Origin of the sequence: Actinoplanes sp. NPDC089786, from assembly GCF_040684855.1 — a bacterium.
Lineage (GTDB): Bacteria > Actinomycetota > Actinomycetes > Mycobacteriales > Micromonosporaceae > Actinoplanes.
Map to the genome: position 1 here is coordinate 36,654 of NZ_JBFBGU010000015.1, position 25,074 is coordinate 61,727.

Here is a 25,074-nt window from a genome sequence, read left to right on the forward strand (position 1 = left end):
GACCGTGCCGCCGAGTAGTCGTCCGATGAACTCGAGCAGGCCGTCACGGCGGATCCATGCGATGACGGCGACGAGGACTGTCAGGACGAGCGACTCTGACGGTCGTTCCCGTGGAGGGCACAGCCGGTGTTCGGTTCACGGATTACTCCCGTTCTGTGAGGTGGCGGCCGGTGGTCGCAACGGCGGGGATGCGGCCGGAGACTCGAGGGACGAGTCGGCGTCGGGCGCCGCGCCGTTCATCGAGTTTGCTGGGCCTCGATCGCTGCCAGACAAACAGTCGTCGTGCGAGCCGTACGGCGCGTCCTCCAGCTGGGGACAATGCGGGCTACCACCGCTGTAGTAGCGCGGCGGGCTGAGGCGCTATGCCACCTACCACCGTTGTAGAGACGAACGGGAACACGTGTCGGCAGGTTCGTCCTCGACACGGCGATGTCTTCCGGGGGCACGGCCCGCAGTCGAGAAGGTTCAGCGCACAGTTGCTGCGCGGAATGGCCACGAGTGAGCGCACTCGCCTAACGGCTGTCGCGGTCGTCGGCGAGCAGTGTCAGGGAACCGCCGCTTACCTTTACGGCGATTTCGGAGCAGTCGACGTGAAATACTCCCGCAGCTTGTCGGAATACGGCAGCCGCTGCTCGGCCGGAGCGAAGTCCCGCTCCGGCCGGGTGAAATAGAGATCGTCGCCGACGTAACGCGGGAAGACGTGCATGTGGTAGTGCCATCGGTCTTGGTTGCCGGCGGGTTCGTTGTGCTGGCGCAACGAAGTCCCGTCGCAGCCGTAGGTCCGCCGGATGGCGATCGCGACCTCGCGCGCCAGGTCGTGGATCGCGTGTCCGTAGCGAGACGGCAGGTCATACAGGTTCTCGTAGTGAGCGTTCGGCACGACCATCACGTGGCCGTGATTCCTCGGCCACCATCGAGGCGAGACGAACGCGGTAGCCAACTCGTCACGCCTCACGACGTCATGCTGCTTGCGGTGTTCGTCTTCGCCGCCCCCCACCAGCCGGCAGAAGGGACACACATAGTCAGTCGGCGCGTGGTTGAACATCACACCCCTCGGGTCAAAGCGAACGACGGCGAATTCTGTGCCGGACCGTTGCATCGGCCGGGTTCACCCGCGGATCAGGCCGGCTGCCTGATATCCGACGACTACGCACGGCGCCATCATATTGCCGGACGTCACGCGAGGCAGGACCGACGCGTCCGCGACCCGCAGGTTCTCGAATCCCCTGACGCGCAGCTCCGCATCGACGACGGCGTTCTCGTCGAGACCTATCCGGGCTGTTCCGCACTGATGCCAGAAGGTGCCGGCGGCGGACCTGATGTACGCCGCGACGTCGTCGTCGGAAACGTCGCCGGGGATGGAGCGGATGCCCCGGTAAGGATCCATGGCCTTGGAGTGTGCGATCGATTCGGCGAAGCGGTATGCCTCGACGGCATCTCGGAGGTCATCGGGTTCGTCGAAGAATCCGGTCTCGATCAGAGGCGCGCTCGACGGGTCGGTGTCGGCGAGTCGCACGGATCCACGTGATCGCAGCCGCATGCCGAGCAGCAAAGTGAAGCTGACTCTGGTCGGCCGTAGCGTGCTTGCGCCTCAGGGCTCATGAAGGCGTCGGCCCCGGAGTACATGAGGAATTTCGGCGAATCAGCACCGCCGTCGCTGCCCCAGAAAGACACCGCTTGAGCGCGTGGCGGCGGAGGCATCTTTTCTGCGCCGGCCTCCCAAACACAGCCAAGGTCCTGCCAGGCCGGACGAGCACTGCTCAGCGACTGACGGGAAGGAGATGCAGCTTGCGCAGCGTCTTGACGGACTGGTCGCGGCGGAGCCAGGCGATCGCCAGGGCGAGCAGCCCGAAGATGATCGGGATGACCGCATTGCCATCGTCGACGAAGACGAACTGGGTGATGGTCGCGCCGACCATCTGCGCCGCCAGGGCAGCAGCGGCCAGACCCGCCAGCGGCAGGTAGAGCAAGGCGAGGCCGCCGAGGATCTCCGTTGCTCCGGTGAAGTAGCGCAGCCACTGGCCGGCGCCGATCTCTTCGTAGGACGCGACAATCTCTGCGCCGCCGGTGTATTTCGTGATGCCGAAGTAGAGAAATCCCACGGCCAGGAGCCCTTGCAGGGACCAGGCAACGATGGATTGGGCGCGCGACGGGGACATGGCAAGAGAAGACATGCGCTACTCCTAGGGTGGAAGGGTGAGACCTTGCCGACTGCCGGCTCACCGCAGCGGTCGGCAGGCGGTCAGTCGGCGTTGTCCTCGATGACCGTGGCGCTGTAATCCCCGGTCCAGGACGCCCGCGCGCCGGAGTCGCCGATGAGGTAGACGTCGTAGAGCGCGGCGCCTGCGATGAGGGAGGCGACGACACCGACGACCACGGTCACGCCGGTGTTACGCGGGGCCAGGAAGGTTCGCTTGGCTCCGGAAGGCACACCACTGACCCGCAGTGCCTCGCGATGGCGCCACCAGGTGACCAGCGCCATGACGGTCACGGCGAAGGCTGCGTACAACGCCGTGTCACCGAGTTGGGTGTGGTCCTGCAGGAGAGGAGTGTCCGGAACCCGATCTTGCAGCCATTGGCCGGCATCCATGGTGATCGGCACCAGCACAAGCGTTGCTGCCGACAGGAGGACGTTGGGCCCGGCCAGGCGGCGACGCGCCGCCGGCCACCAAGCGGTGAGAACGAGGAGCACCGCCGCCAAGGGAAGCAGCACCACGATGGCGTGCACCAGCAGGATGTGGGCGGGCAGCCCGTTGACGGTGCCCATGAGAGTCCTCCGGAGTCATGTGACAAAGCTCGGTCCTCGTGACCGCGGTCACGGTCTAACAATCGTCGGGTGAGGCCGTGCTTCGCGTCCTACAGCCATGGACATTGCGAGGTACCACGGTTGCAGTACGTTGCTTCCGAGTTCAGGCGTCTTTGCGCATGAGCCGCCACGCCGCAGCGCCGCCGACCACAACGAGATAGGCGAGGAAAACCAGCATCCCGGCCCAGGGGGCAAGGCCGTTGTCGCCCCGGGTGAGCGAACCCATGGCCGCTCCGGCCGACTCCGGCAGGTACGGGCCGACGTCGTCGCGCCAGCTCGCTGGTAGCAGCAGGCCCGCGATTCCGGAGAGCAGGAACATGGCGCCGAAGTAGGTGCTCAGGGCGGCCGGGGTGGAGCGCAGCAACGTTCCCAGTGCCAGACCGAGCAGTCCCGCGCCAGTGAGATAGCCGGCCGAGCCGAGGATGACCCGGACGACGCCCGGGTCCGCCAGGGAGACGCCGCTGTCGCCGAGGATCGCTTGGCCGCCGAGGAAAGCGATGAATGCTGAGACGGCCATCAGGCCGAAGGTCACGCCGGAGAACACCACAACTTTGCCCGTTGAGTGACGCGCAGGCCGAGAGTGCTCATCAGGCGGCCTTTCCTTCCGCGCCGGCGAGCGGGGCCCGCGCGGCGGTGGCGGTGTATTCCACGGCGTCGCGGGTGAGGGCCATGAAGGCTTCCTCGAGCGATGGCTGCTGAGGGGTCAGCTCGTGCAGAACGAGCCGGGCGTCGGCCGCGAGGTTCCCGATCTGGTCGGCGCTGAGACCTGAGACCTCCAGGACGCCGCGGCAGACGGTGGTGATCGAGATGTTTGGTCCGACCAGAAGGTCGTGCAGGGCGGCTGCCTGCGGAGAGCGCACCCGGACCGTCTTCAGCGAGGCTCGTTCGATGAAATCGTTGACGGATACATCAGCGATCAGCGCGCCACGCCCCGATGATGACCAGGTGTTCCGCGGTCACTCGAGAAGGGCGCCCACCTCTTTCAGCGGGGCGGAATGTGGGGCGTACGACCGGCCGTTGACCGTCGCCGTGCCTGAGGTGGGACGGTCCAAGCCCAGGATCATCCGCATCGTGGTGGATTTCCCGGCGCCGTTGGGTCCGAGGAAACCGGTGACAATGCCCGGCCGGACGGTGAAAGAGAGCCCGTCGACGGCGGTTTTGTCGCCGTAGCGCTTGGTGAGATCGTGTACCTCAATCATCTGACCACAATGAATGCGGCGAGCGCTGACCGCGTCTTCTGCATGTGGACATCTCCGACTACCACCGCTGTAGTAGTGCGGTCGGATCGGCCGTCAGTCGTGGCCAAGGCTCGTGGGGCAGCACTACAGGCCGGCCAGGCCGCTGATCTGCCTGATGGCTTGCGCCACCTCTTCTGGGGGACATGAAACGTCGTCGGGGCCCAGCATCCACCGCACGTCGCCGCGGCCGTCAGCTCGCCGCCGTGCCGTCAACCAGCCGACCGGTTGCCCGCAGCGATACAACGGCACGCGAAGCACAGTGGTGGCCGTGATCCGCTCACGGGCCAGATCGAGGAACCTGAGATCGGTCCCCAGCTGCAGCACCAGGTTAGGTCGTTGGTACATCACGCCATGGACGAAAGTGATCTGGGCGTGCTCAGCGTCCCAGTCGATCCGCTGGATCTGGTCCCAGCCCAGCCGGCACCAAGGCTCCAGCTCCCACGGGGAACTCTGGTAATAGACCGCGTGCCGGGTCGCCAGGACCTGACGGTTTCTCGGCGTGTCGTGCTCACTGATCAGGACCCACTCACCTCGGGGCAGATGTGGGCGCGGAGATGCGGCCGTCCGCCGCCGGAGGCCTGCGACGACGCGAACCAGCGAACCAGCCAGCAGCGCATGAGGTCGCGGCATCGGGGCTTTGCGTTCATCGAACATGTCTTCACGATGGTCCGCCGGGGTGCGGTCCCGCGTCCTCCTACGGTGGTCATCGCGGACTACCGCCGCCGTAGTAGCGGTGGCGTGCGCGGCCGTACGACACGTGCACGACGTCAGCGAGGCCTCGGTTGCGTACGGTCACTGGCATGGTCCTGTTGAACACCCGATTCCCGCGCATCCGGGCTGCCGCGGTGCGCCGTCCCCAGGTGGTGGACGCGCTGCTGGGAGTGCTCATCGGCGTGTTGTCCCTGCTGTCGGTGCTGGAGGGTCCCCGCGGCATTCCGGGCCGTGACCTGACAACGCTGGATTTCGTCATCGCCGCGGCGGCTGCCCTGCTGATCACGCTGCGCCGCCGGTGGCCGGTGGCGGTCCTGGCGGTCGTAACCATCGCGGCGGCCTGGGCGGTGGCCGCACGAGGCGAGAGTTACACACTGACCACGGTGTCGGTGATCTGTGCGTACACCCTTGCCTCCCACCGCAGGCGGACGACCGCGTGGATTGCCGGTGCGGGCGCCGCGTTGGTCGTCTTCCTCGCCGCAGTGGGGTTCGATGGACAGGTGTGGGACTCCGCCGAAACGCTGGAGGATTTGGCCTGGATGGGGATGGCAATTGCGCTCGGTGACGCATTACGAACCCGGCGGGCGTACGTCGCGGCGGTCGAAGAGCGGGCCGAGCGGGCCGAGCAGAGCCGCGACCAGGAAGCCCGCCGCCGGGTGGCCGAAGAACGACTACACATCGCCCGCGAACTGCACGACGTCGTGGCACACCACATCGCCCTGATCAACGTACAGACCGAAGTGGCATCACACCTACTACGGCTACAACCGGACCAAGCCGAAGAAGCCCTCACCCACATCCGGCAAGCCGTCAGCACCGTACTCGAAGAACTCTCCACCGTACTGACCGTGCTCCGCCACGCCGACGACCCCGAAACAACCACTGAACCCACACCCGGCCTCAATCGGCTCGGCGGCCTGCTCGACTCCGTCGCCGCCACCGGCCTGCAAGTCGCACACCAGCAAGACGGCGAACCCCGACCCCTACCCTCCGCCGTCGACCTCGCCGCCTACCGCATCGTCCAGGAATCACTGACCAACGTCCGCAAACACGGCGGCGAACCCACCGCCCACCTACGACTCAGCTACACCCCCACCGGACTCACCATCGCCGTCAACAACCGCACCCGCCCCACAACCAGCCCACACCCCAACCCCGGACACGGCCTCACCGGAATGCGAGAACGAGCCACCTCCGTAGGCGGCACACTGGACGCCGGCCCCGACACCAACGGCCACTTCGCCGTACGAGCTTTCCTGCCCGCCGCGCTCATCAGGAAGGTGTAGACGTGACCAAACGAATTCGACCGGGCGGTTCACCAGTGACTTCCACCATCCGGTGCACGTACATCTCGCGCAGTTCCAGGTGTTGACTCGCGGGGGGACGCTGCCCGGCGCCGTGGGAGTCGGGATGGAAGGACACGGTGGACGTGCGACCGTACGAACCGGTGGAAGTTCTGGTGAGGTTCGCGGGATATCGCGGCCGTTACATGATGCACTGCCACAGCCTCGAACACGAGGACATGGGGATGATGGCCAACTTCGATGTGGTTTGAGAAACCGGATGCCTGCCCGCGCCCGCCCGGATCGGTGCCGCTGGAAGATGCGCCTGTGGTCGCAACGCCGGGCCGAACTCCAGTTCTCCTAGGTTCCAGGGCCGGCCGCGAATGCGACCGGCAGATGCGCGACGCCGGAGAAGATCGTCGTGTGCCGAACCGGCTCTCCCGCCAGCCGCAATCCCCGCAGCCTGCGGCACAGCGTCGTGATGACCACCTCCGCCTCCAGCTGGGCGAGGGAGGCGCCGAGGCAATAGTGCGGGCCGCGGCCGAACGAGAAGTGGCCTGCCGGTTCACGCGCGAGGTCCAACCGGTCAGGGCCGGGGTACCGGCGCGGGTCGCGGTTCGCGTTCCCCAGCCCCAGCGGTCTCGACCACCTCGCGCTCGCTCAGGTCATCCGCGGCGGCAAGGGCGCCCAGCAGGCTGTCCTCGACCTGCTCGCCGCGGACCAGATCCGGCTGTCCTGCCGCCCCCGTCATCCCGCGCCGACCCGACCGCGAGCTCGGCATAGCACTGCACGCGATCCAGGACGACGATCGGCGCGTCGACCTTCCGCGCCAGCTCGATGGCTCGGTCGGTCTTGCCCACCCCGGTCGGACCGACGATGAGGATCAGGTTGAGCCGCCGGTCGTGATGGACGATGGCTTCTGGCGCGCCCGAGTCCTGATCAAGCGCGCGGGGGTGGATGCCGACACCACCGATTTCCCTCACCAAGCCGAGTTCCGCCTTGGCCGGAAGAATGTCGACGGCGCTTTCGACGCTCTGCCGGCGTGGGACTTCGTTCACCACGATCATGAGACAACGATTGCCTGATCGCCGGAATCCTGCGTCCTCCGGACATAGACATTGCCGCCTACCACGGCCGCGGTAGCACGGTTGCGCGTCAGCCGCTGTGGGCGACCGGACATCTGCCCGCCGGTCGCTGCTGCGCCGGCGACGCTGTGCTCGTCATGGGCGATTCGTGGCCAACGCTGCGGTTCGGCGAGGGCGTGCCGGAGAACGTTTCCGAGCGCCCCGGCCGTTGACTCCCAGCCGGCGCCGACGCCGGGCACGCGTGGGACTCGACTTCAGTGGTACCGCAACAGCGGTACCAGCACCGATACCACCGCTGCCAGATGGCGGACGGACCGTCGGCTGAAACGCTTTGCGAACTAGGCCTCCGGCGCGTTGCGCACTCGGCCGGCGGGCGGGAGGTTCCGCCGCGGGGTTTCCATCGGTGGCGCGGACGATCCACGGGCGCGACGCCAGGCCGCTCGTGCGCGCGGGTGGTAGCGCCACTCGAACGGCACGAACCGCCAGCCGAACGCGACCGCGCCACCGACCATCCGCAGCGCGAGGGCGCTGCGGCGCGACCACCGATAACCCAGCCTGGCCCGCACCGCCGGCGGGTACATACCGATGGTCAACCACACGACGAACCGCGCCATCGGCGCTCGGAGCACGCTCCACGCCGCGTCCGGCAGCCACCGCAACAGCGGCGGCCTGCCGATCCGCCGCAGATCCAGCACCGCCCGGGTCGCCCAGTTGTCCTCCAGAACCTCTGCGCACATCCGGTCGAAGTACGCCTCGAAGCCGCGCCAGTCGGCCGGTGCCGGGCGGTCACTCACCCCGTACATCCGGTACCACCGCAGGGTCTCGGCGTACAGCTGCTCCTTTTGCGGCTCGGTGAGCGGCCGGCCGAAGTGCCGGCACATCACCACCGGAACCATCGCGAAGGTGGCGTGCGCCCAGAAGAAGGTGTCCGGGTCGAGCGCGTGGTAGCGACGGCCCCGCTCGTCCACGCCTTTGATGGCGAGGTGGTAATCGCGGACCTGCCGGGCGGTGCGCGCCGCTTGAGGGCCGTCGTAGACCATGCCGGCGAGCGGGTAGAGCGAGCGGAACAGCCGCTCCCAGCGCTCGTCGAAGAACTGCGAGTGGTCGCGAACCGCGGCGCCCAAGGCAGGATGCATGTTCTGCAGCGAACCGGCCCACAGACCGACCAGCATCCCCCGCCAGTCGCTGAGGTACAGCCACCCCAGCGAATCCGGGCCCAGCGAATCCGGGCCCAGCGGCTCCGAGCCCGGCGGCTCGGCGGTCACACCGGCATCGGGTGGGTGAGGCCGTGCAGGTCGAATTCGCCGCTGAGCGCCCGGCCGAGGTTGGCCGGGACCGGATTGGTGAGGGCTGGATAGCCGGGGAAGAACGCGAGCGCCGGCCGGCGCGCGTCGCCCCGGGTGAAGACTTGCGGGGCGACGCCGTGCTCGGTCCGCCGGGCGCTGTCGAAGGTCGGCAGGCCGTACGAGGCGAGGTAGCGAAGTGCCATCGCCTCTGGGGCGCCCTGCCGGCGAAGGACCTGGTGATAGATCGCGGTGAACCGGTTGGAGGCGCCGGGCTGCGCCCGGGGCAGGTCCGAGGAGAGACCCGCGTACACATGAGCGTCAGGTCCCGGTACCCCTCCCAAGACGCGGCCGACTGTCAAAGACGTCACGGCGGGGTCGTCAGGTCGCTCGGTGACATGTCATCGGGCAGGAGTCGGAGCTGAGGACACGTTCTGCTGGCCGGCCCCCACAGCAAGCTCGACGTAGTCGCCGTGCAGGCTGGCTGAATACACCCCGGGGTTTGCGCCTGTCGCTCGCCCTCGGCGCCAGACCGAACGCCCGTTGACCTTGATGTCGATGGAACGTCCGAACGTTGGAACCGCAACGGTGCCTGAGGTTCCACTCGGTGCCTGAACACGCATGGTGAACTGCCCGGAGGCGCTGTTGTGGCTCCACGCCACGGCGAGCGGCCCGTGCGGCGTGGGCGCCTGACCCTTGGTCCAGGCAAGGTCGCCCGGCTGCGGCCGCACCAGCCACGTCCGGTAGCCGGGCTCGACCGGCTGGATTCCGAGGACGTACTTCGACAAGGCGGAAGTCGGCATCGCCGACCAGCCGTGCGCCATGCTGGTCTGGTTTGATGCCTGAGTCCCGTTGATGCTTTCGTTCTCCCAGAACGTCCCGGTGTAGAGATCACCTGGGGCGATCATCTGGCTCCACGTGTTGGTGAGCAGGCGCAGGGCGTTGGTTGTGTCGCCGGCGCGGAAGCGTGCGTTGAGCTCGAATCCGGAGATGAACGGGCTGATCGTGTCCTGGTACCCGCTGGAGAAGGGCAGCGGGCCGGCGGGTGTCCACAGCTCATTCTTGATCTTCGCGAGGATGCCCGGCACCTTGTCAGCCGGCGCGACCCCGAACTCGATCGCGAGCACGTTGGCATCTTGGGCGACCACTCCCCTGACCGTGTCGCTCAGCTCGTAGATGCCTGTTTCGGCGTTGAACAATCGTGCGTTGATCGCCGTTCTCAGCGCCGCGGCCCGGGCCGCGTACTGGTTTGCGACATCGGGGTGGCCGGCGGCATTCGCCAGGTGGACACCGTCGAGCAGGGTCCGGTAGTAGAGGGCGTTGTAAGCGGTCACTTCGCCAGTCTTCGGGCCATCGTAGTAGTCCCAGTCCGCGCCGTTGCCGCTGGTCGTGACGAACAGCCCGTTCGCGCCGACCTGAGCGGCGCTCCATGCCAGCTCCTTGGCCACCAGGGGCCACTGCCTCAGCACGAATTCACGATCAGCGGTGTGCTGGTAATACTCGGCCAGGACGCGGACGAAATACATCGAGTACGAAGCCGAGTAGCCGTTCCTGGTGCTTCCGGGCGGGCCGGTGTTGATCGGTGTCTGCGGTGGCATGGAGCCCGAAACGTACCCGTCGCTTCCTGCCCAGCTTCCCAGCAGCTCGAGCGAACCACGCACGTACTCAGTCGCGTTGGAGGAGTAGAACACGGTTGGTCCTTCGACGGCGAGGTCGCCGGACCACACGGCGCGGTCACGCTTGGCACCGTCGAGGATCAGCGGGACGGTGTTTCTGCCGGGGATGGTGAAGTCCGCGATCGCGGCGGAGTTCGACAGCGAGTTCTGGTAGAGCAAGCCATCCGGTGAGGTGATCGACAGCCTGCGGAAGCTGGCTTGTTCGCCGGTGAATTGACGGAATCCGAAGGAGCCGGTCGCGTAAGCCGCGGTGCCGGGGGCGAAAGCGGCCGAGTCGAAGCTTGCGATCCGGCGGCCGTCGAGGTACGTCGTCACCGTCGTTCCGCTGACGACCTCCTTGACCGTGTGCCACGTTCCCGGCAGCACCGGAGCCGGGAGCGGCACGTTCGCGATTGTCTTGTAGGTGCCGCCGGACTGCGATATCTGCTGCAGGACGTTCGGGCCTCCGCCAGGGACCGTGTCGTCGGCGGCGTCGAGGATGAGCAGGTATCCGTGCTGAGCGTCCTGCCCGCGCAGCATCCACCCGGCCTGATTCGCCGTGGTCTTCGTCTGGAAGGTGACCGTGTAATCGGTCCAGGCGGTTCCAGCGGTCAGCAGTCCAGCGCCTTCGGCCGAGCCGGGAACGTCAAGAGACCGGTCGTCGGTGTTCCACCGAGGTCCGGTGGTGCCGACTGGCAGCTGGTTGACTTCCGTGGTGTAGACACCGTTGTGCCAGTAGCGGTTCAGCTCGTCAGAGCTGGAGATGAAGTAGCCGCTGTTGCGATCCAGCCGTGGCCGGAAGGCGGTGTATCGGATGGCGACCGAGCGGAACGAGATGCTTCCGGGAGTCGTCAGCGATATCTGTTGGTAGCGTTGCCCTCCCTGGATCTCTGGATTGGTTATCCGTCCGGGCCGGCTGACTTGGTAGATGTTGTATCGGTTCGGATCGCCACTGGCCCAGGGCGGCACGCCGTCGCCCCGTGGACCGATCTGCGTGCGGGTCTCGCTGTAGCCGGCCTGCAGCGTTGGTGAGCCGGATACCGCACTGACGTCGAAGGTCGGGAACCCGCCGACCTCGTGTCCGTAGTCCAGGATGATCGAGGCACCGCCAATGGTCGTCGGCACTGGCGGATTGGACTGCCCGGTAACAGTCGCCCGCGTCTCGGAGTCGGGCGGTTGGCCGTCTGTCGCGCTGGTCCGGATCGAGTAGTCGACCGGGAAGGAAGCAGTCCGCCCGTCCGGCGACAGGGTGTCCGTGCGCGGCCAGAGCACGACGCGGCTCACTGTGCTGATCGAACCGAGGTCGATCGTCACCCATACCGGGGAGGCGCTCGTGTCGGTCGAGCCACGGGCCGTCGATGTCCATCCGTGGGCGGAGCCGTTCTGCGTGTCGGTGACACCGTCGGTGAGGAAGCTCCGGCCCCAGCCGGCCGCCTCGATGGTGTCGGAGGCAGCGACGGGTTTTCCTGCCGCGAGATTCGAGCTCGGGTCGTCACCGAAGACCTGAAGCTCGGCCAGCTGGACGTAGGTTCCCGCGGGGTCTCCGGCGGGGGTCAGGCCCAGTCTCGTGACGTGCAGTTGGACATAGCGGGTACGCGCGTCCGCGAACGTCAGCGTCACCGGGCTGGACGACAATCTCTGGGGCGTCGTCGCGGTGAGGGTCGTGACCTCGCCGGCGCGGGGGTTGGTAAGCCCCTGCGGGTTGGCCACGTCCCCGGACGTTCCCACCACGCCGACCGGATGCACGTCCGGTGTCGATGGGGTCTGCACGTAGCGGCGCCAATTTGGGTTTGCCGGCCAGCCGGGTGATTCGGTTCGCAGATCTGCGGAGGCAGCCGGAGTGCCGACCGGCACCACGGAAGACATCACGGCCGCCATGACCAGGGCCAGCCCTTGCTTGATACGGACGGGGCCGGCGCGTCTCATGACAGTCTCCCGGGTGCACAACCGCTGATTGAAACCTTTCAATACAAAATAGGCCAGCTGCTGGTCGACCGTCAAGACGGCTGAACCAACTCTGCCCCGAAGTACACGCGTTCGTCGATGTGGCTATCGGACAGTGTCGAGTGACCGCCGCCCGGGAACCGCCGCGGCGCCGCGCAAAGGCCTAGCCGGCGGTTCTTACGAAATCTTCAGCGGTACGGCGCGCGGAACCTCTCACCGCTACGTCGTGAGTTCCCCGACGTAACTCAGATCGCCACCAGCGTCGGCGCCGGCGTCGGCGCCGGCGCCGACGGCATGCTCCCCAAACCGATCGGCCCCTCCCAGCTCTACAACTGCCTGTTGGAAGTCCTCATCCCGGACGTAGCCCAGGCAGCCGAACACGGCACCATCGCACCAGTTCCCCCCGCCGACATCGGCAGCCACGGCACGATCCTGCTCGTCGAAGACAACCTCATCAACCAGATGGTCGCCGTCGACACCCTGGCCTCCCTCGGCTACGAAGTCGACATCGCCGGCAACGGCCTGGAGGCTCTCGACCTCGCCGCCGCGAAGCCCTACCAAGCCATCCTCATGGACTGCCAAATGCCCAGAATGGACGGCTACACCGCCACCACCGAACTTCGCCACCACGAAGGCACGAACCAACACACCCCCATCATCGCCATGACCGCCGCCGCCCTCGCCGAAGACCGGCAACGCTGCTACGCCGCCGGAATGGACGACTACCTCGCCAAACCCATCGACCCAGACCAACTCCAAGCCGCCCTCGACCGATGGTCCACCGACGCAGACACCCCGACGACCTCCGCCCCACGTACCTCAGGAATGATTCGGCCGGATTCCGTCGAAGGTTGCACCTAACCCGCACCGGGCGGCGTGGACCTTCGTAGGCTCGACGAAGTAGACCCAGCCGCCTGATCCGGTGCCCACCAGCTCGCGCCTTGCGTCCAACACGCCACCGCCCCGCAGCCGCAGATATGGGCTTGACGCGCGCGTTGGCGACCTCGGTCGGGTCGTGGCACCACCAAACCGGGCAACGCCTCAGACACCCCCACGCCGGCCAACGTAAGACGCAACGCCGGGTGGGGCTACGAAAACGGGCTCGCCGACCGTTGTGGAACGCCTGAAGCACCCCGGTCAGGATGCAGGCCGAGCCGTGCGCGGCCGAGACGAGAGACGGGCGCCGGCGCAGATGGGTGCGGATGACCTTCATTGCCGCGCCCAGGTCCGGACGCCCGCTATCAATGTGAGTTCTCAACGAACCTGATCCGACCGACATAGCCTGAGCTGTAGCGGATCAGGTCGAATGAGAGAAGTCGGGCCTAGTTCGTCTCATCGAATCTGCTCCGCTGGGCCAAGGCCGCGACGGACAAGATGAGTTTCGCCAGGAGGAGGACAACCCGCCGCGGCCCCATCTTGTAGAGAATCAAATGACCGTATGTGATGGCAAGACTGGTTAGACCTCGGCCCGGCGTAAGCTGATTTGCCGAGAAGCGCGCACTCGATCATGCGGAATTGGTACATCTCCGTGGCGATGAAGGTTGCCCTGTTCAAAGTCATACTATTAGGTTGAACGAAATCTATTTTGTTGGGAGCATCATTTCGGAGCGCAAAATCGAAAAGATCGACTACGCAGGGTCGTTCTTCCAGACCCCCTGGTGCCGTGTGCGGCTGGCAGTGGACTGCTACACCGTGCTGGAATCACTGCAACGGCTTCTGCGGCGGCGTGTAGCCCAGGAACACAGGAATGCGGCATAGCTCCAGCACCTTGTCGAGGCATGGTGCCGCTGCGGTGATGCGAGTGCGGTACCACCTTTTCGTGGCGGTTTCCGCCACCGCGTGGACGGCGCGCCGTCCGGCCAGGTCACAGAAGTCGAGACGGGAGAAGTCCAGTTCCAGTTCGCCGCCGTATTGGCCGTGGAGGAGCCCGCAGATCTGCCGGTACAAGGTGGACGCAGTGCCGAAATCGAGTTCTCCGGCCACCGTGACGGTGAGAGTGCCGCAGGGCCGCTGGGTGGCGGATATGGTGATGGGCGGGGCTGTGTTCACGGGGATGACGGGCTTGGCGATACCAAGGATCGCTTCGCGGATTTGGTTGGCGCCATCGGAATTCGGGGGCATGGTTACGCCTTGGCGGGCTTGTAGCATGCCGGGGTCCTAGGCAACGGTTCGTCAAGAGAACCGCACCTTGCATTCTACGGGGGTCGCGGCTCGGACCGGCTTGTTGTTTGGGCGCCCGGCGGGTTGATTCCTGGAGATTCTGTTCGTGCGGCCCGGTCTGCGGCGGTCGCCCGTAACGGGGCCGAGCGGCGTGGCCAGGCGATACCCAGATCATTTCCCTTCACACTGCTTTTGTTGTGTGCTGTCGTACTTGCGGGTCGTGGTCAGCGGGATAAGTGTGGTTCACCCTTGAGAGTGCTGGTGGTGTCGCGCTGGCCGCCGACTTCCCGCACCGATCGTGGCGAAACTGGCCGGGCAGAGCACCTTCGTCGTACTGCCGGTGGACCCTCGAGCACCCTGTGCTGGATCGACCGGTGCCGGCGCACCGTCCACGACTACGAATACCTGCCACACCATCACGCCGCGATGGTCCAATGGACATGATCATCGTGATACCCCGACGGTCGGCCCGCCACCAACCCCTGAAACCCCTCTTGGCCAGCGCCTCAGAGGTCCGGCATTGTGCTGGTGACGGTGCGATGGTCGAGGCGGTAGCCGAGCAGCAGGCGGGTGCCGGTGGCGTCGGTGGTCACCTTACAACTGGTGCATATCCGCCTGATGAGCCACAACCCACGCTGGTCGAGCCGGCTGGTGTCGGGCTGTCGGGCCGGCAGGTAGGTACTGGGGATACCGGGACCGTGGTCGGCGATTTCACACCACAGGTGGTCAGCGTGCCACCAGAGCACCAGTTGGCCGCGACCGCCGCCGTGGCGTGCGACGTTGGTCATCGCCTCGTGTACGGCCAGAACGAACAGGTACAGGTCGTCGCCTGTCAGGCCGTGGCTGGCACAATAAGCTCGTACCTGCGCGCGTACCTCGGACAGCGTCGTGGCGTCGAACCAGCAGACCAACGGCACCGCCGGCGGGCCTGCTGCGGCGCTGGACCCGGCGACGGCCGGCGTGCACCTGCCCCGGCCGTTAGTGAAGGCTTCGGTTAGTTTCAGACCCAGCTCGTCCAGGGTGAGCAGTTCCGCGGCCGCCGCGGCGAAGATTGACGCCGCTGTCCGTTGGGTGCCGTCCAGCGCGCCCGGGTAACGGCGATACAGGTCCAGTGCCCCGTCGTGGCGGACTCCGCCGGCGTGCAACGGCAGTGCGGCCACCGCCCGTATCCCGGCTTTCAGGGCGGCTTTGGTGAACCGCGGCCACCGCTGCCGCCAGGATCCGGTCCCCAGGTCAGCGGCCATCACGGGCCGCCGCGTGGCGGCGGCGTCCTGGCAGGGGCCTTCGCTCAGGGTCTGCTGGAGGTCTTCGATCAGGAAGCTGGCGTCGTCGCTGGCGAACCGGAGCAGCGGGCCAGACGCCCGGCTGCCGGCTGACAAGCCGATCCCGTCGATGCCGGGCACTAGCCTGCCAACGACCTGACACAAGCCGACCGGCTCGGGACCGTACGCGCTGACCAGGTCCCATACCCGATCCGGAGGTCCGGGGTGGCTCGGGGAAGGACCTGATTGCCGTGCAGCAGAGTGTTCGTCGGCCATCGGCCAGGACCTCGTGTTCCGCATCGCGAAGCCGCGACGACAGATCGGGCTCCGTGATCGCCTGAGTTCAGGAAGACGGGCTGCTCCGCCGTTGGCGGATTCGCGACCAAGCTACCGCGGGCCGGCGCTCCGGCGAAAGCCTCTAAAGCGTGACAAGGCACTGTTCGTACGATTATCCGGTCTGGGCACGAGTGTCGAGGGCGACGGTCAAGACCGACGTGGCGCTGGTCGAGCGGGGTAAGCCGGGGCGAGGTCTGTCTGTGACGGGCCTACGACTGGCAGCGGATCGCGCGCAGGTTTCCCCCTGCCCGGGCCGAGTCCTTCATGGATCTCCCACTGGTCTGCCCACCGCGTTGTCCCCGTCCGGCATCCGATAGATGCCAGCCTCCGGTTTCAGGAGGCGGGGGTAGGGGTTCGTAGCGCGCTCCAGCCGAGCACCCCGGTGACTGATTCCAGGGGACCGCTGACGGTCAGACCGTCCGCGGCGACGGTGAAGCAGTAAACGTCTTTGCTGTGGTCGCTGTTGCGCATCTTCACGATGTTCAGCGCTCGGCCGGTGGAAGACTTCATCTCGATGTAGCGCAACAGGATCACGTTGTGGAACAAGAACGTGACTCCGCCGATAGGTTCTTGGCTGGGTCCCAGGGCGGCGGTTTCGCTGGTGATGACCAGGGTGGCGCCGGCGGCGCGGATGATCCCGGTCAGGCTGCGGGCGTAGGCGGGGAACCGGTCGGTTTCGCGGGCGGCCAAGACCATCTCGGCGAGGCTGTCGATCACGACGCGGTGGATCGGGCCGCCGAGGAGTTCTTGACGGATGCGCTCGGCGAGCAGGTCCAGGTCGAGTTCGCCGAGCGGCACGTGGTGCACGATGAGGTGTCCCTGGTCGCGGGCGGTGCCGAGTTCCCAGCCGAAGGTGGCGGCCATCTTGACGAGTTGGTCGGCGGTGTCCTGGAAGGTGACGTAGAGGCAGCGTTCGTTCTTGCTGATGCCTTCGGTGACGAACCCGAGCCCGGCGATGGTCTTGCCGATTCCGGACGGCCCGAGGATGACGGTGGCCTCGCCGGCGCCGATCCCGCCGCCCATGAGGACGTCGAGGCCGGGAATCCCGCTGTGGATCCGGCCGGTGACCTCTTGCGCCGGCCCGGTGTCGAGGGTTTCGATGCGGGGGAACACCTCGAACCCGCGTGCACTGATGCGGAAGGTGTGTTTGCCTTCGAGGTGGTGGGTGCCGCGCATTTTCACGACCCGCAGCCAGCGCCGGTCGATCGGTTCGCGGGGTTCGTATGCGAGGTGGATGATCGTGTCGGCCAGGGAGAATTCAACCCCTGCGGCCATCTCGGCTGGGGTGTACTCGCCGAGCAGAAGGAGCGCGGCATCGGCGTGGGCCATTCGGCTGGTCAGGTCGTAGAAGGCCATCCGTAGTTCGCGTTCGCCGGTGAAGTCCCGCAACGCCTTCGCGCTGTCGATCACCACCAGGACGGGATGTTCGTCCATCGTCTTACGTGCTACCTCGTCGACCAGTGGTTCCATCCGGCCGGGCCGGTCACCGCGGATGAGATCACCCAGGTGTAGGTACTCCACCCGCGGGCCCAACGCTTGGAGGACGAAGAAGTCGAACGGGTCCAGGTGGCGGACCAGTTTGGAATGTGGCTCCGATAGGGTCGTGTAGTAGACGGCCTTGTGTTCCGGTGTGGCGTTGGCGAAGCACATCTGTTGGGCCAGGATCGTCTTGCCGGCCCCGGGGGCGCCGGCAAGCACGGTGACCGAACCGGGCTCGAGCCCACCGCCGAGCACGGCATCAAGTCCGGGAACACCTGTTGCCAGTCGTTTCACGTTCGATCCGCCTTCTCTGCCATGAGCGCGGTCACCGCAGCCAACAGCAGTTGCGATGTCCAGGGTTTGGCCAGCACCGCGTCGGCGCCAACTGCCAGGTGCGCGTCGCCGGTAACGGCGAGGATCGGTATCTGCGCGGTGACCGCGTCGGCGCGTAGCTTGCGGATGAGTTCAGCCCCGCCCATCACTGGCATCATCATGTCGGTCACTACCAGATCCGGTGGCGATCGACGCGCGGTCTCCAGCGCCGTCGCGCCGTTACCGCAGTCCGCCACCTCATAACCGGCCCGCTCGAAGACCCGCCGCAGGAGGTAGCGCAGGTCCGGCTCGTCATCGACCACCAAGATCTTGAACAACGAGACCCCACCCGCCTTGAACGTGACTGGGCCACGACGTCAGCCGATTGGTCGACCGGACACGTCAGCCCACCCGGGGTCTGGGGGTGGGGAGCGAGCGGCCAGGAAGCCCTGATGCCCCTGAACCACGACAGAACAAGATAACTTTATACCTTTGGCCCCGACTTAGGGCGACTTACTGGTAGTTGCCAGACCGTAGTCAAGCCGTTTCGCCAGATCGCGAACGAAGATCACGCGGCCTTTACCCACCCCAAACCACGGAGCCACCGCCGCGGAGCTCACGCCGGCGTCAGCGCTGGTCAACCAGATACCAGGCGCCGGTGCTAGTCCTGACGCCATACGCATGCGACTCGAAGGCCGGCACCCGACCCGCCGCCGCCTGAGCACGCAGATCCATGACGCGACGCTGAGCGGCTTCGGACGCCAGATCCGTTGGCGCCACGCCAGCGTTGAAATCTGCCGGCGCCGCTGTCGTCCACGCGTACGCCACATCGCCCCCGCTTCGCGGGAGCCGGGAGGCTACCTGAGGCCCGACCGAGATGTGGCTTTTACTGGTTCTGGACAGCAATCAGACTGAAGAGCGGCTAATGCGCGGATCAGCGCTAGTTTGATCCGGATTCACAGTCGACTGCCCGGCAATTCATCAGACAGAAACGGGGACCATCATCATGTTTTCGCTAACGCGTCTCGTCAGCCTGGCGGCGACCGCCGCCGTCACGATGATCGTGCAGATTCCGGCCACCTCGGCGTCGGCCGCGCCGCCGCCCGGGGGCGGGTTCAGCGGTGTCGCCGGGGATTTCAACGGTGATGGGCGCGATGACATCGTGACCTTCACCCGCGGCCCGGCTGCCGACGTCTACGTCGCGCTCTCCACCGGCACCTCCTTCTCCGGCACCGGCGTGAAATGGCATGACCATTTCGCCACCGGCACGGAGACACCAATGGTCGGTGACTTCAACGGTGACGGGCGCGATGACATCGCCACATTCACCCGCGGCCCGGCTGCCGACGTCTACGTCGCGCTCTCCACCGGCACCTCCTTCTCCGGCACCGGCTGGAAGTGGCACAACTACTTCGCCGCCGGTAACGAGATCCCGGCCGTCGGCGACTTCAACGGTGACGGCCGCGACGACATCGCCACATTCACCCGCGGCCCGGCTGCCGACGTCTACGTCGCCCTCTCCACCGGCACCTCCTTCTCCGGCACCGGCTGGAAGTGGCACAACTACTTCGCCGTCGGCACCGAACTGCCGTCGGTGGGTGACTTCAACCGCGACGGCCGCGACGACATCGTGACGTTCACCCGCGGCGCGGCCGCCGACGTCTACGTCGCCCTCTCCACCGGCACCTCCTTCTCCGGCACCGGCTGGAAGTGGCACAACTACTTCGCCGCCGGATCCGAGATCCCTGGCACGGGTGATTTCAACGGCGACGGGCGCGACGACATCGTGACGTTCACCCGCGGCGCGGCCGCCGACGTCTACGTGGCCCGCTCCACCGGCACCTCCTTCTCCGGCACCGGCTGGAAGTGGCACAACTACTTCGCCGCCGGCTCGGAGATTCCGCAGCCCGGCATCCTCTGGTAGCCCACAGAACCGCGATCTCCTCCGGCGCCGCCCCTCGACGGGGCGGCGCCGGTCGCTCATACCCCCGGCCAGGCGCACGGCCAATTCGGCCGTGAAGGCGTCGTCGGCGGCGAGGCCCGGGCCGAGCAGACTCAGCATCCGGTAGGCGGCCTCCCGCGGCGCCCCGCCGGCCGAGACCTCGCCCCGAGACGACGAATGCCCGCACTGAATCGGTGTGGGCCTCGACCGCTCTGAGAACGGTTGAGAGTTTCCGATGGTTCGTCACCCAACAGAACCCGAAAGGTCCTCGAGGCAGCGGCGGCGGTTACTGGGTACGGCTCGACCACGGCGGCCGGTGGCAGACGCAATACCTGCACCTGCTGGAGCCACCGATGGTCGAGCAGGGGCAGCGCGTGCAGATCGGTCAGCAGATCGGCAAGGTCGGCAGCACCGGCCGGTCCGGCGCCGCGCACCTGCACTACGAGCAGAGGATCGGCCGGCAGAAGGTGGAGGCGTACTTCGCCGGCCGGCCATCGGGCATCACCACCGACGACCGCGAGTATGAGGTCCGGCACGTCAGCGAGAACTGCCCGGCACCGAGCCCAGCTCGCAGCGGAACTTCCTCCTGACACCAGAGCCCAACCTCTCCAGGACGGCGTTCGATGATCCGACTGTACGGCCGGTATCTCGTCATTAGGCATCGACAGCTGCGGGGTCAGGTGGTGACGACGCGGTTGCGACCGGCTCGCTTGGCGTCGTACAAGGCCTCGTCGGCCAGCTTGATCAGGCTGTCCGGCTGGGCGCCGGTCGCCGGAGCGGCCGCGGTGACGCCCGCGCTGATCGTGACGATGCCTCGGTCGGCCAGCGCGTGCGGTTCGCGGAGCTCGGCCACCGCTTGGCAGGCCCGTTCGGCGACCTGACCGGCGCGTGCGAGGGTGGTCCCGGGCATGATGATCGAGAACTCCTCGCCGCCGTATCGGGCCACCACGTCGGTGCCGCGTACGCTGGCGGCCAAGGCCCTCGCTACACGCCGCAGGCACTCATCGCCGCCCTGGTGGCCGTAGCGGTCGTTGTACTTCTTGAAATTGTCGATGTCGATCATCGCCAGGCCGATCGGCTCGCCGGATCGCAGGGCTCGCACCCACTCGGCCTCGAGCGCCTCGGTGAGCCGCCGGCGGTTGGCCAAGCCGGTCAGCGGGTCCGTCAGAGTCAGCTGCTCGAGCCGGCAGTTCGCCTCCGCCAGCTCCTCGGTGCGCTCGGCGACCTTGCGCTCCAGCGAGGCGTAGACCAGCGCGTTGTCGAGCGAGACGGTGAGCTGACCGGCGACGAGCAGCACCGCGTCCAACCGGGCGGTGGTGAAGGCCTGCCGGGTCAGCCTGTTCTCCAGGACCAACATCGCCTTGGGTACGCCCTGGCTCAGCACCGGGACGACGAGGAGTGAGCAGTGGTCGAGGCCGGCGAAGTACGGGTCGCGGGCGACCCGGTCGTCGCGCGAGGCATCCTCGACCAGCATCGGCTCACCGGTGCGCTCCGCGTAACGCACGGCGGTGAGCGGCAGCAAGCCGGCAGCCTCGGCCGCGGGGAGCGCGGGACGGCCGACGATCGCGTCGGCGGGCAGGATCCACCCGCCGCCCGCCTCGTCCCGCAGCAGCACCCGTACCGCGGTGGCGCCGGTCATCGCACTGAGCACCTGCTCGACCCGCAGGCGCAGCCGGTCGAGGTCGGTCTCCGAGCTCAGCGCCCGGGCGGCCTCCAGCACGGCGAGCAGGTCGATCACCCCCGTGGAGACGTTGAGACTGCTCGACGTGGTCAGCGCGCCGGGGTTGCCGGTCCGGGCGGGCGCCGCTGCCAGGAATCCGTTGTCGCGCTCCAGCTGGCGGGTCTTACCGATCGCGCCCCATCGGGCGTACGCACCCCACGCATCCGACAGCAGCCGATCGCCCGTGTGCTCCATGGCGTTGGCATGGAAGAAGCTCGCGGCCCGCTCACAGATCAGGCCGGCGTGCCAGGCACGGCGGGCCACCGAGGCGTCCGCCACGGCGGCGTCGTAGGCGGCCGCCGCGGCGGCGAAGTCCCCGGCCAGCACCGCTTCCTCGGCCGAGGCGAGACGCAGCAGATGCCGGAAGTTCCCGGGCTGGTCGGCCGCCCTGGCGGCCAGGAAGTCCCGGCTCACACGAAGGTCGGCGAGCGCCGCCTCCCGCTCGGCGCCGCTCGCCGTGCGGGCCCGGTGCGCGGCCCCGAGCACAGCCAGGATGTGCGCCGTCGCGTTGCCGTAGGTCGCGGTGATGACCGGCAGCAGCGGCACCGCCGCCGCCGCGTGGCGGGCCAGTGCCGCGTCGTCGCCGAAGACCGCCGCGGCCAAGGCCCGCACGATGTGGAAGTTCACCAGCGCGGTCGGGTTCGTGGCCGCCGACTCGAGGTGGGACCCCTCGTCGAAGGCGTCGTCGGTGAACCGGCCCGGGCCGGCGGTCTCGCCGCGCAGGGCCCGACACAGCTGACGGTACGAGACGAAGGCCGCGCCGGCGTGGTCGTAGCCGATCCGATCGCACAGTGCCAGGGCCGCGTCCGCCTCGGTGCCGAGCACGTCCAGGTCGGGACCGCAGTCGACCAGCTGGGGCAGCGTCACGTAGTAGGTGGAAGCCGCGTTCTGGAGGTCGCCGCCGCGCAGCAGCCCGTCGTGAGCCTCGTGCCCCAGGCGCACGCCGTGCTCGACAGGCTCGAACCACGCGATCGTGCTGAGGGCGTGCAGGAACTTCGCCTGCGACGTGTCCGGCTCGTACCCGCGGGCCGCGCTGACCGCGATCACCCGGCGCGTGGCCTGGTATCCCGCCGCGTAGTCGCCGCGCACCGGGATCGTGACGAAGCCGACGTGGGCGAACGGCCCGACGAGCTCGGCCGCGGCGCCGTGCCGGATCCACACCTCGCCCGCCCTCATCACCAGCCAGGCGAAGGTCACCTTGTCCGAGAAGAACGCGGGCGGCATCAGCCGGTTGATCACCCGGGCGACGGCGAGCAGGCGGGGGTCGGTGAAGTCGGGCCGGCGCAGGTCGTCCTCGGCGTCGCCGTCGGCCAGCCACGCGTACAGCGTCTCCACGCCCGCGCCGATCTCCGCGCCCATCTCGGCGGGCGGCGGCACCGGCACGCCGAGCCGAGGGAGCAGGCCGAGCCCGAGGCGGACCGCCTCCACGACCATCCCGCGGTTGGTGTAGCCGACGATCTGCGCGCAGACCGTTCCGGCGTGCCGCACCGGATCCTGTCCGGCCGCCTCCAGCGTCTCGAACACGACGTCGGCCTCGGCGAACCGGCCGAGTCCGCACAGCGCGACGTGCCACTCCGCCTGGACGGCACGGTAGTTGTCGTCGGACGGGTCGAGGAGGTCGAGAGCCGCGGCGAGGAACGTCTCGGCGGCGACGTGGTTGCTGACCATCCGGGCGGTGGCGGCGGCGCTGCGCAGCAGGCCGGCAACGGTGTGCCGCTCGGCCGGGTCGGTGAGCACGTCGAGGGCCGGCAGGTACTGCTGGGCGGCGGCCGCCGCGTATCGCGGATCGGCCGCGAGTCGGCGAGCGACATCGAGGCCGAGCCGTGCCCGGGCGGGCGCGCTCAGCCGCCCGTACGCGGCCTGCTGCACCCGATCGTGCCGGAAGCTCACCACCGGGATCCCCTCCCGGCTCACCACCACCAGGCCGTCCTCGGCCGCTGGCAGCAGGCCGAGGCCGACGGCGCCGGCCGGCAGACCGGACGCCATCCGCAGCAGCTCGACCTCGACCTCGCCGCCGAGGCAGGCCATCACCTCGAGCAGCTCGCGGCTCGCCGGCGGCAGCTGCTCGATCCGGCTGCTGAGCAGGTCGACCACGTCACCGCGCCCCACGAACCGGCGCAGCGTACCCGGATCCCACCGCCAGCCCTCCCCCTCGGGCACCAGGGCGCCCTCCCGACGCAGGGCGTTGACCAGCTCGACCGTGTCGAACGGGTTCCCCGCGGTGCGGGCCGCCAACAGCTCCGCCAGCGGCGCCGCCTCGGGGCCTGGCAGCCGCAGCATCTCGGCGAGCAGCTTGCCGAGGTCGCCCGGCGGCAGGTTGTCCAGCCGAACCTCCCGGCCGGCCTGCCGGAGCCTGTTGTGGATGGGCGTGAGCGGGTGCGCCTCGTCCACCTCCGCCTCGCGGAACGCACCGAGCACCAGCACGCCGGGCAGGTCGGGCTCGTCGAGCACGGCGTCGAGGAAGGCGAACGCGGTCGGCGCGGCCCACTGCAGGTCGTCGAGGAAGAACACGACCGGATGCGCGCTGCTGGCGATGGCCCGCAGCAGGCCCAGGCCCATCTGGCGAATCCGGGCCCCGACCGTCCGAGTGTCGTCGGCCTCCTCCTCGGCCGGCACGCCCAGCAGCGCCGCGAACGGCGGGAACAGAGCGGCGGCCAGCCCGGCGGTGGCACCGAGATCCACGAGCAGGCGCGCGCGCAGCCGGGCCACCTCTTCCTCGGGCTCGGCGAGCAGCTGGACGCCGAGCGCCGTGAACGCCTGCCCGACGGCGTCCGCACCCAGGTCGCGACGGTACTGGTCGAACTTGCCGCTGACGAACCGGCCGCCGGCCGCCGCCGCGGCAGGGCGGAGCCGGGCGATGAGTGCGGTCTTGCCGACCCCGGGCGGACCGGTGACGAGGGCTACGCCTCGGTGGCCGGTGACCGCCTCGGCGAACAGGGCGCGCAGGGTCGCGAGCGGCTCGTCGCGGCCGATGAGCCGGCTCGGCGGTGCCAGCCGCATCGGGAAGTCCCGCTCGCCGAGCGGGAACCCGCCGGCGCCGTCGCGCAGCCGGCCCAGGTCGTAGGCGAGCCCTTCACCGCTTTGGTACCGCCGATCCGGTTCCTTCGCGAGCAGTCGCATCGTGATCTCGGACAGCAGAGCCGGGACGTCGGGATTCAGCTCGGCGGGCGGCACCGGCATGCGGGCAAGATGATCATGCACAAGGCGTAGCGGATCGCCGTCCCGGCCGAACGGCGGCCGGCCGGTCTCGAGCTCGTACAGGGTCGCGCCGAGCGCGTAGAGATCGGCCCGGTGGTCGACCGGCCGGCCGGTGCGCCCGGTCTGTTCGGGTGCCAGATAGGGCAGCGTCCCGGCCAGTCCCTCCTCGAGAACCGCCGCGAACCGATCCTCGGCCATCGTGGTAGACAGCTCGAAGTCGATCAGCATGGGCTGCCCCTCGGGCGCCGGCCGCCCGTCCACCAGCGGGACCAGGATGTTCGCGGGGCTCACGTCGCGGTGCACCACGCCCTGCCGGTGGACCGCCGCGAGCGTGGTCGCCAGCCGGTGAGCGAGGAGGAGCAAAGGTCCCACGTCCCACGGCGAGGGCAACGCGGCCAGCGGCCCGACCGGCGTGTCGGCGTAGGCGAGCGTGCCGTCCGGCGTCTGCGGAACCAACCGCGGAATGCCGTCGACCCCGTCGAGACGGCGCAGCATCGCCAGCTCGTTGCGGAGCCGTCCGGCCGCGCCGGGCCCGAGGGGCTCCTTACGGATGATCGGGGCGGAGCCGTCGGCGGGATGGATCCGGACGACCCTAGTGCGCTTGCTGTCGTGCAGCACTTCCTCGATGGCCCTCACAAGGCACTGTTCGGCCGGGTGGGC

21 protein-coding genes and 1 pseudogene are annotated in these 25,074 nt (G+C 68.1%); 5 read left to right on the forward strand and 17 right to left on the reverse strand.

The features are described from left to right. Nucleotides 1-565: 565 nt before the first annotated feature. From AB0O15_RS32250 to AB0O15_RS32280, 7 genes and pseudogenes are all read right to left on the reverse strand, one after another. Complete coding sequence (locus tag AB0O15_RS32250) at nt 566-1,045, reverse strand: HIT family protein (protein ID WP_364326279.1); 480 nt, start codon at nt 1,043-1,045, stop codon at nt 566-568. A 63-nt stretch (nt 1,046-1,108) separates the two neighbouring features. Next, nucleotides 1,109-1,540 carry a GMC oxidoreductase gene (locus AB0O15_RS32255; protein WP_364326666.1) on the reverse strand — a complete coding sequence of 144 codons (432 nt, stop codon included), beginning with the start codon at nt 1,538-1,540 and terminating at the stop codon, nt 1,109-1,111. A 220-nt stretch (nt 1,541-1,760) separates the two neighbouring features. Next, nucleotides 1,761-2,174, reverse strand: coding sequence for a DoxX family protein (locus AB0O15_RS32260; RefSeq protein WP_364326282.1), 414 nt, complete (start codon nt 2,172-2,174; stop codon nt 1,761-1,763). A 68-nt stretch (nt 2,175-2,242) separates the two neighbouring features. Beyond that, a complete protein-coding gene (locus AB0O15_RS32265; RefSeq protein WP_364326285.1) occupies nt 2,243-2,767 on the reverse strand; it encodes a hypothetical protein in 525 nt (174 codons plus the stop codon). A gap of 142 nt (nt 2,768-2,909) precedes the next feature. Further along, the gene (locus AB0O15_RS32270) at nt 2,910-3,338 is read right to left on the reverse strand and encodes a hypothetical protein (protein WP_364326287.1); all 429 of its coding nucleotides are present in this window, start codon (nt 3,336-3,338) and stop codon (nt 2,910-2,912) included. Nucleotides 3,339-3,393: 55 nt separating this feature from the next. Further along, a pseudogene (locus tag AB0O15_RS32275) lies at nt 3,394-4,005 on the reverse strand (ATP-binding cassette domain-containing protein). Between the two features lie 123 nt (nt 4,006-4,128). After that, the gene (locus tag AB0O15_RS32280) at nt 4,129-4,698 is read right to left on the reverse strand and encodes a hypothetical protein (protein WP_364326290.1); all 570 of its coding nucleotides are present in this window, start codon (nt 4,696-4,698) and stop codon (nt 4,129-4,131) included. Nucleotides 4,699-4,844: 146 nt separating this feature from the next. Between AB0O15_RS32280 and AB0O15_RS32285 the strand changes: the two genes are divergently transcribed. Both AB0O15_RS32285 and AB0O15_RS32290 read left to right on the forward strand, forming a co-directional pair. Continuing rightward, a complete protein-coding gene (locus AB0O15_RS32285; RefSeq protein ID WP_364326292.1) occupies nt 4,845-6,041 on the forward strand; it encodes a histidine kinase in 1,197 nt (398 codons plus the stop codon). Nucleotides 6,042-6,214: 173 nt separating this feature from the next. Continuing rightward, nucleotides 6,215-6,310 carry a multicopper oxidase domain-containing protein gene (locus tag AB0O15_RS32290; RefSeq protein WP_364326669.1) on the forward strand — a complete coding sequence of 32 codons (96 nt, stop codon included), beginning with the start codon at nt 6,215-6,217 and terminating at the stop codon, nt 6,308-6,310. A gap of 88 nt (nt 6,311-6,398) precedes the next feature. On the opposite strand, the gene AB0O15_RS32295 is transcribed toward AB0O15_RS32290, so the two are convergent. From AB0O15_RS32295 to AB0O15_RS32315, 5 genes are all read right to left on the reverse strand, one after another. Then, nucleotides 6,399-6,674, reverse strand: a complete 276-nt coding sequence (locus tag AB0O15_RS32295) for a cytochrome P450 (RefSeq protein ID WP_364326672.1) — start codon at nt 6,672-6,674, stop codon at nt 6,399-6,401. Between the two features lie 29 nt (nt 6,675-6,703). Further along, nucleotides 6,704-7,105, reverse strand: coding sequence for an isopentenyl transferase family protein (locus AB0O15_RS32300; RefSeq protein ID WP_364326295.1), 402 nt, complete (start codon nt 7,103-7,105; stop codon nt 6,704-6,706). A gap of 356 nt (nt 7,106-7,461) precedes the next feature. Continuing rightward, nucleotides 7,462-8,388 carry an oxygenase MpaB family protein gene (locus tag AB0O15_RS32305; protein ID WP_364326298.1) on the reverse strand — a complete coding sequence of 309 codons (927 nt, stop codon included), beginning with the start codon at nt 8,386-8,388 and terminating at the stop codon, nt 7,462-7,464. After that, on the reverse strand, nt 8,385-8,720 hold the full coding sequence (locus tag AB0O15_RS32310; protein WP_364326301.1) for a hypothetical protein: 336 nt from the start codon (nt 8,718-8,720) through the stop codon (nt 8,385-8,387). Before AB0O15_RS32310 ends, AB0O15_RS32305 begins: the two co-directional genes overlap by 4 nt. An 87-nt stretch (nt 8,721-8,807) precedes the next feature. Next, nucleotides 8,808-12,062, reverse strand: coding sequence for an alpha-L-rhamnosidase C-terminal domain-containing protein (locus AB0O15_RS32315; protein ID WP_364326303.1), 3,255 nt, complete (start codon nt 12,060-12,062; stop codon nt 8,808-8,810). A gap of 282 nt (nt 12,063-12,344) precedes the next feature. On the opposite strand from AB0O15_RS32315, the gene AB0O15_RS32320 reads away from it, so the two are divergent. Next, the gene (locus AB0O15_RS32320) at nt 12,345-12,866 is read left to right on the forward strand and encodes a response regulator (RefSeq protein WP_364326306.1); all 522 of its coding nucleotides are present in this window, start codon (nt 12,345-12,347) and stop codon (nt 12,864-12,866) included. Nucleotides 12,867-13,706: 840 nt separating this feature from the next. Here AB0O15_RS32320 and AB0O15_RS32325 read toward each other — a convergent pair. The 4 genes from AB0O15_RS32325 to AB0O15_RS32340 all read right to left on the reverse strand — a co-directional run bounded on the left by AB0O15_RS32325 (nt 13,707) and on the right by AB0O15_RS32340 (nt 17,892). Further along, nucleotides 13,707-14,126, reverse strand: coding sequence for an STAS domain-containing protein (locus AB0O15_RS32325; protein ID WP_364326309.1), 420 nt, complete (start codon nt 14,124-14,126; stop codon nt 13,707-13,709). A 545-nt stretch (nt 14,127-14,671) separates the two neighbouring features. Continuing rightward, the gene (locus tag AB0O15_RS32330; RefSeq protein ID WP_364326312.1) at nt 14,672-15,703 is read right to left on the reverse strand and encodes an ATP-binding protein; all 1,032 of its coding nucleotides are present in this window, start codon (nt 15,701-15,703) and stop codon (nt 14,672-14,674) included. Between the two features lie 393 nt (nt 15,704-16,096). Next, on the reverse strand, nt 16,097-17,536 hold the full coding sequence (locus AB0O15_RS32335) for an ATPase domain-containing protein (protein WP_364326315.1): 1,440 nt from the start codon (nt 17,534-17,536) through the stop codon (nt 16,097-16,099). Further along, complete coding sequence (locus AB0O15_RS32340) at nt 17,533-17,892, reverse strand: response regulator (RefSeq protein ID WP_364326318.1); 360 nt, start codon at nt 17,890-17,892, stop codon at nt 17,533-17,535. The genes AB0O15_RS32335 and AB0O15_RS32340 overlap by 4 nt, the downstream gene beginning before the upstream one ends. A gap of 668 nt (nt 17,893-18,560) precedes the next feature. Between AB0O15_RS32340 and AB0O15_RS32345 the strand changes: the two genes are divergently transcribed. Beyond that, nucleotides 18,561-19,478, forward strand: coding sequence for a VCBS repeat-containing protein (locus tag AB0O15_RS32345; protein ID WP_364326321.1), 918 nt, complete (start codon nt 18,561-18,563; stop codon nt 19,476-19,478). A 212-nt stretch (nt 19,479-19,690) separates the two neighbouring features. Further along, nucleotides 19,691-20,086 carry a M23 family metallopeptidase gene (locus AB0O15_RS32350; RefSeq protein ID WP_364326324.1) on the forward strand — a complete coding sequence of 132 codons (396 nt, stop codon included), beginning with the start codon at nt 19,691-19,693 and terminating at the stop codon, nt 20,084-20,086. A gap of 86 nt (nt 20,087-20,172) precedes the next feature. Here AB0O15_RS32350 and AB0O15_RS32355 read toward each other — a convergent pair whose 3' ends face one another. Continuing rightward, nucleotides 20,173-25,050, reverse strand: a complete 4,878-nt coding sequence (locus AB0O15_RS32355; protein ID WP_364326327.1) for a diguanylate cyclase — start codon at nt 25,048-25,050, stop codon at nt 20,173-20,175. Nucleotides 25,051-25,074 lie beyond the last annotated feature (24 nt).

What these genes read in the sequence shown, in the direction of transcription:
- AB0O15_RS32250 (WP_364326279.1), bottom strand. Translation starts at nt 1,045, where the DNA reads ATGTTCAACCACGCGCCGACTGACTATGTGTGTCCCTTCTGCCGGCTG.
- AB0O15_RS32255 (WP_364326666.1), bottom strand. Translation starts at nt 1,540, where the DNA reads ATGCGGCTGCGATCACGTGGATCCGTGCGACTCGCCGACACCGACCCG.
- AB0O15_RS32260 (WP_364326282.1), bottom strand. Translation starts at nt 2,174, where the DNA reads ATGTCTTCTCTTGCCATGTCCCCGTCGCGCGCCCAATCCATCGTTGCC.
- AB0O15_RS32265 (WP_364326285.1), bottom strand. Translation starts at nt 2,767, where the DNA reads ATGGGCACCGTCAACGGGCTGCCCGCCCACATCCTGCTGGTGCACGCC.
- AB0O15_RS32280 (WP_364326290.1), bottom strand. Translation starts at nt 4,698, where the DNA reads ATGTTCGATGAACGCAAAGCCCCGATGCCGCGACCTCATGCGCTGCTG.
- AB0O15_RS32285 (WP_364326292.1), top strand. Translation starts at nt 4,845, where the DNA reads ATGGTCCTGTTGAACACCCGATTCCCGCGCATCCGGGCTGCCGCGGTG.
- AB0O15_RS32300 (WP_364326295.1), bottom strand. Translation starts at nt 7,105, where the DNA reads ATGATCGTGGTGAACGAAGTCCCACGCCGGCAGAGCGTCGAAAGCGCC.
- AB0O15_RS32325 (WP_364326309.1), bottom strand. Translation starts at nt 14,126, where the DNA reads ATGCCCCCGAATTCCGATGGCGCCAACCAAATCCGCGAAGCGATCCTT.
- AB0O15_RS32330 (WP_364326312.1), bottom strand. Translation starts at nt 15,703, where the DNA reads ATGGCCGACGAACACTCTGCTGCACGGCAATCAGGTCCTTCCCCGAGC.
- AB0O15_RS32345 (WP_364326321.1), top strand. Translation starts at nt 18,561, where the DNA reads ATGTTTTCGCTAACGCGTCTCGTCAGCCTGGCGGCGACCGCCGCCGTC.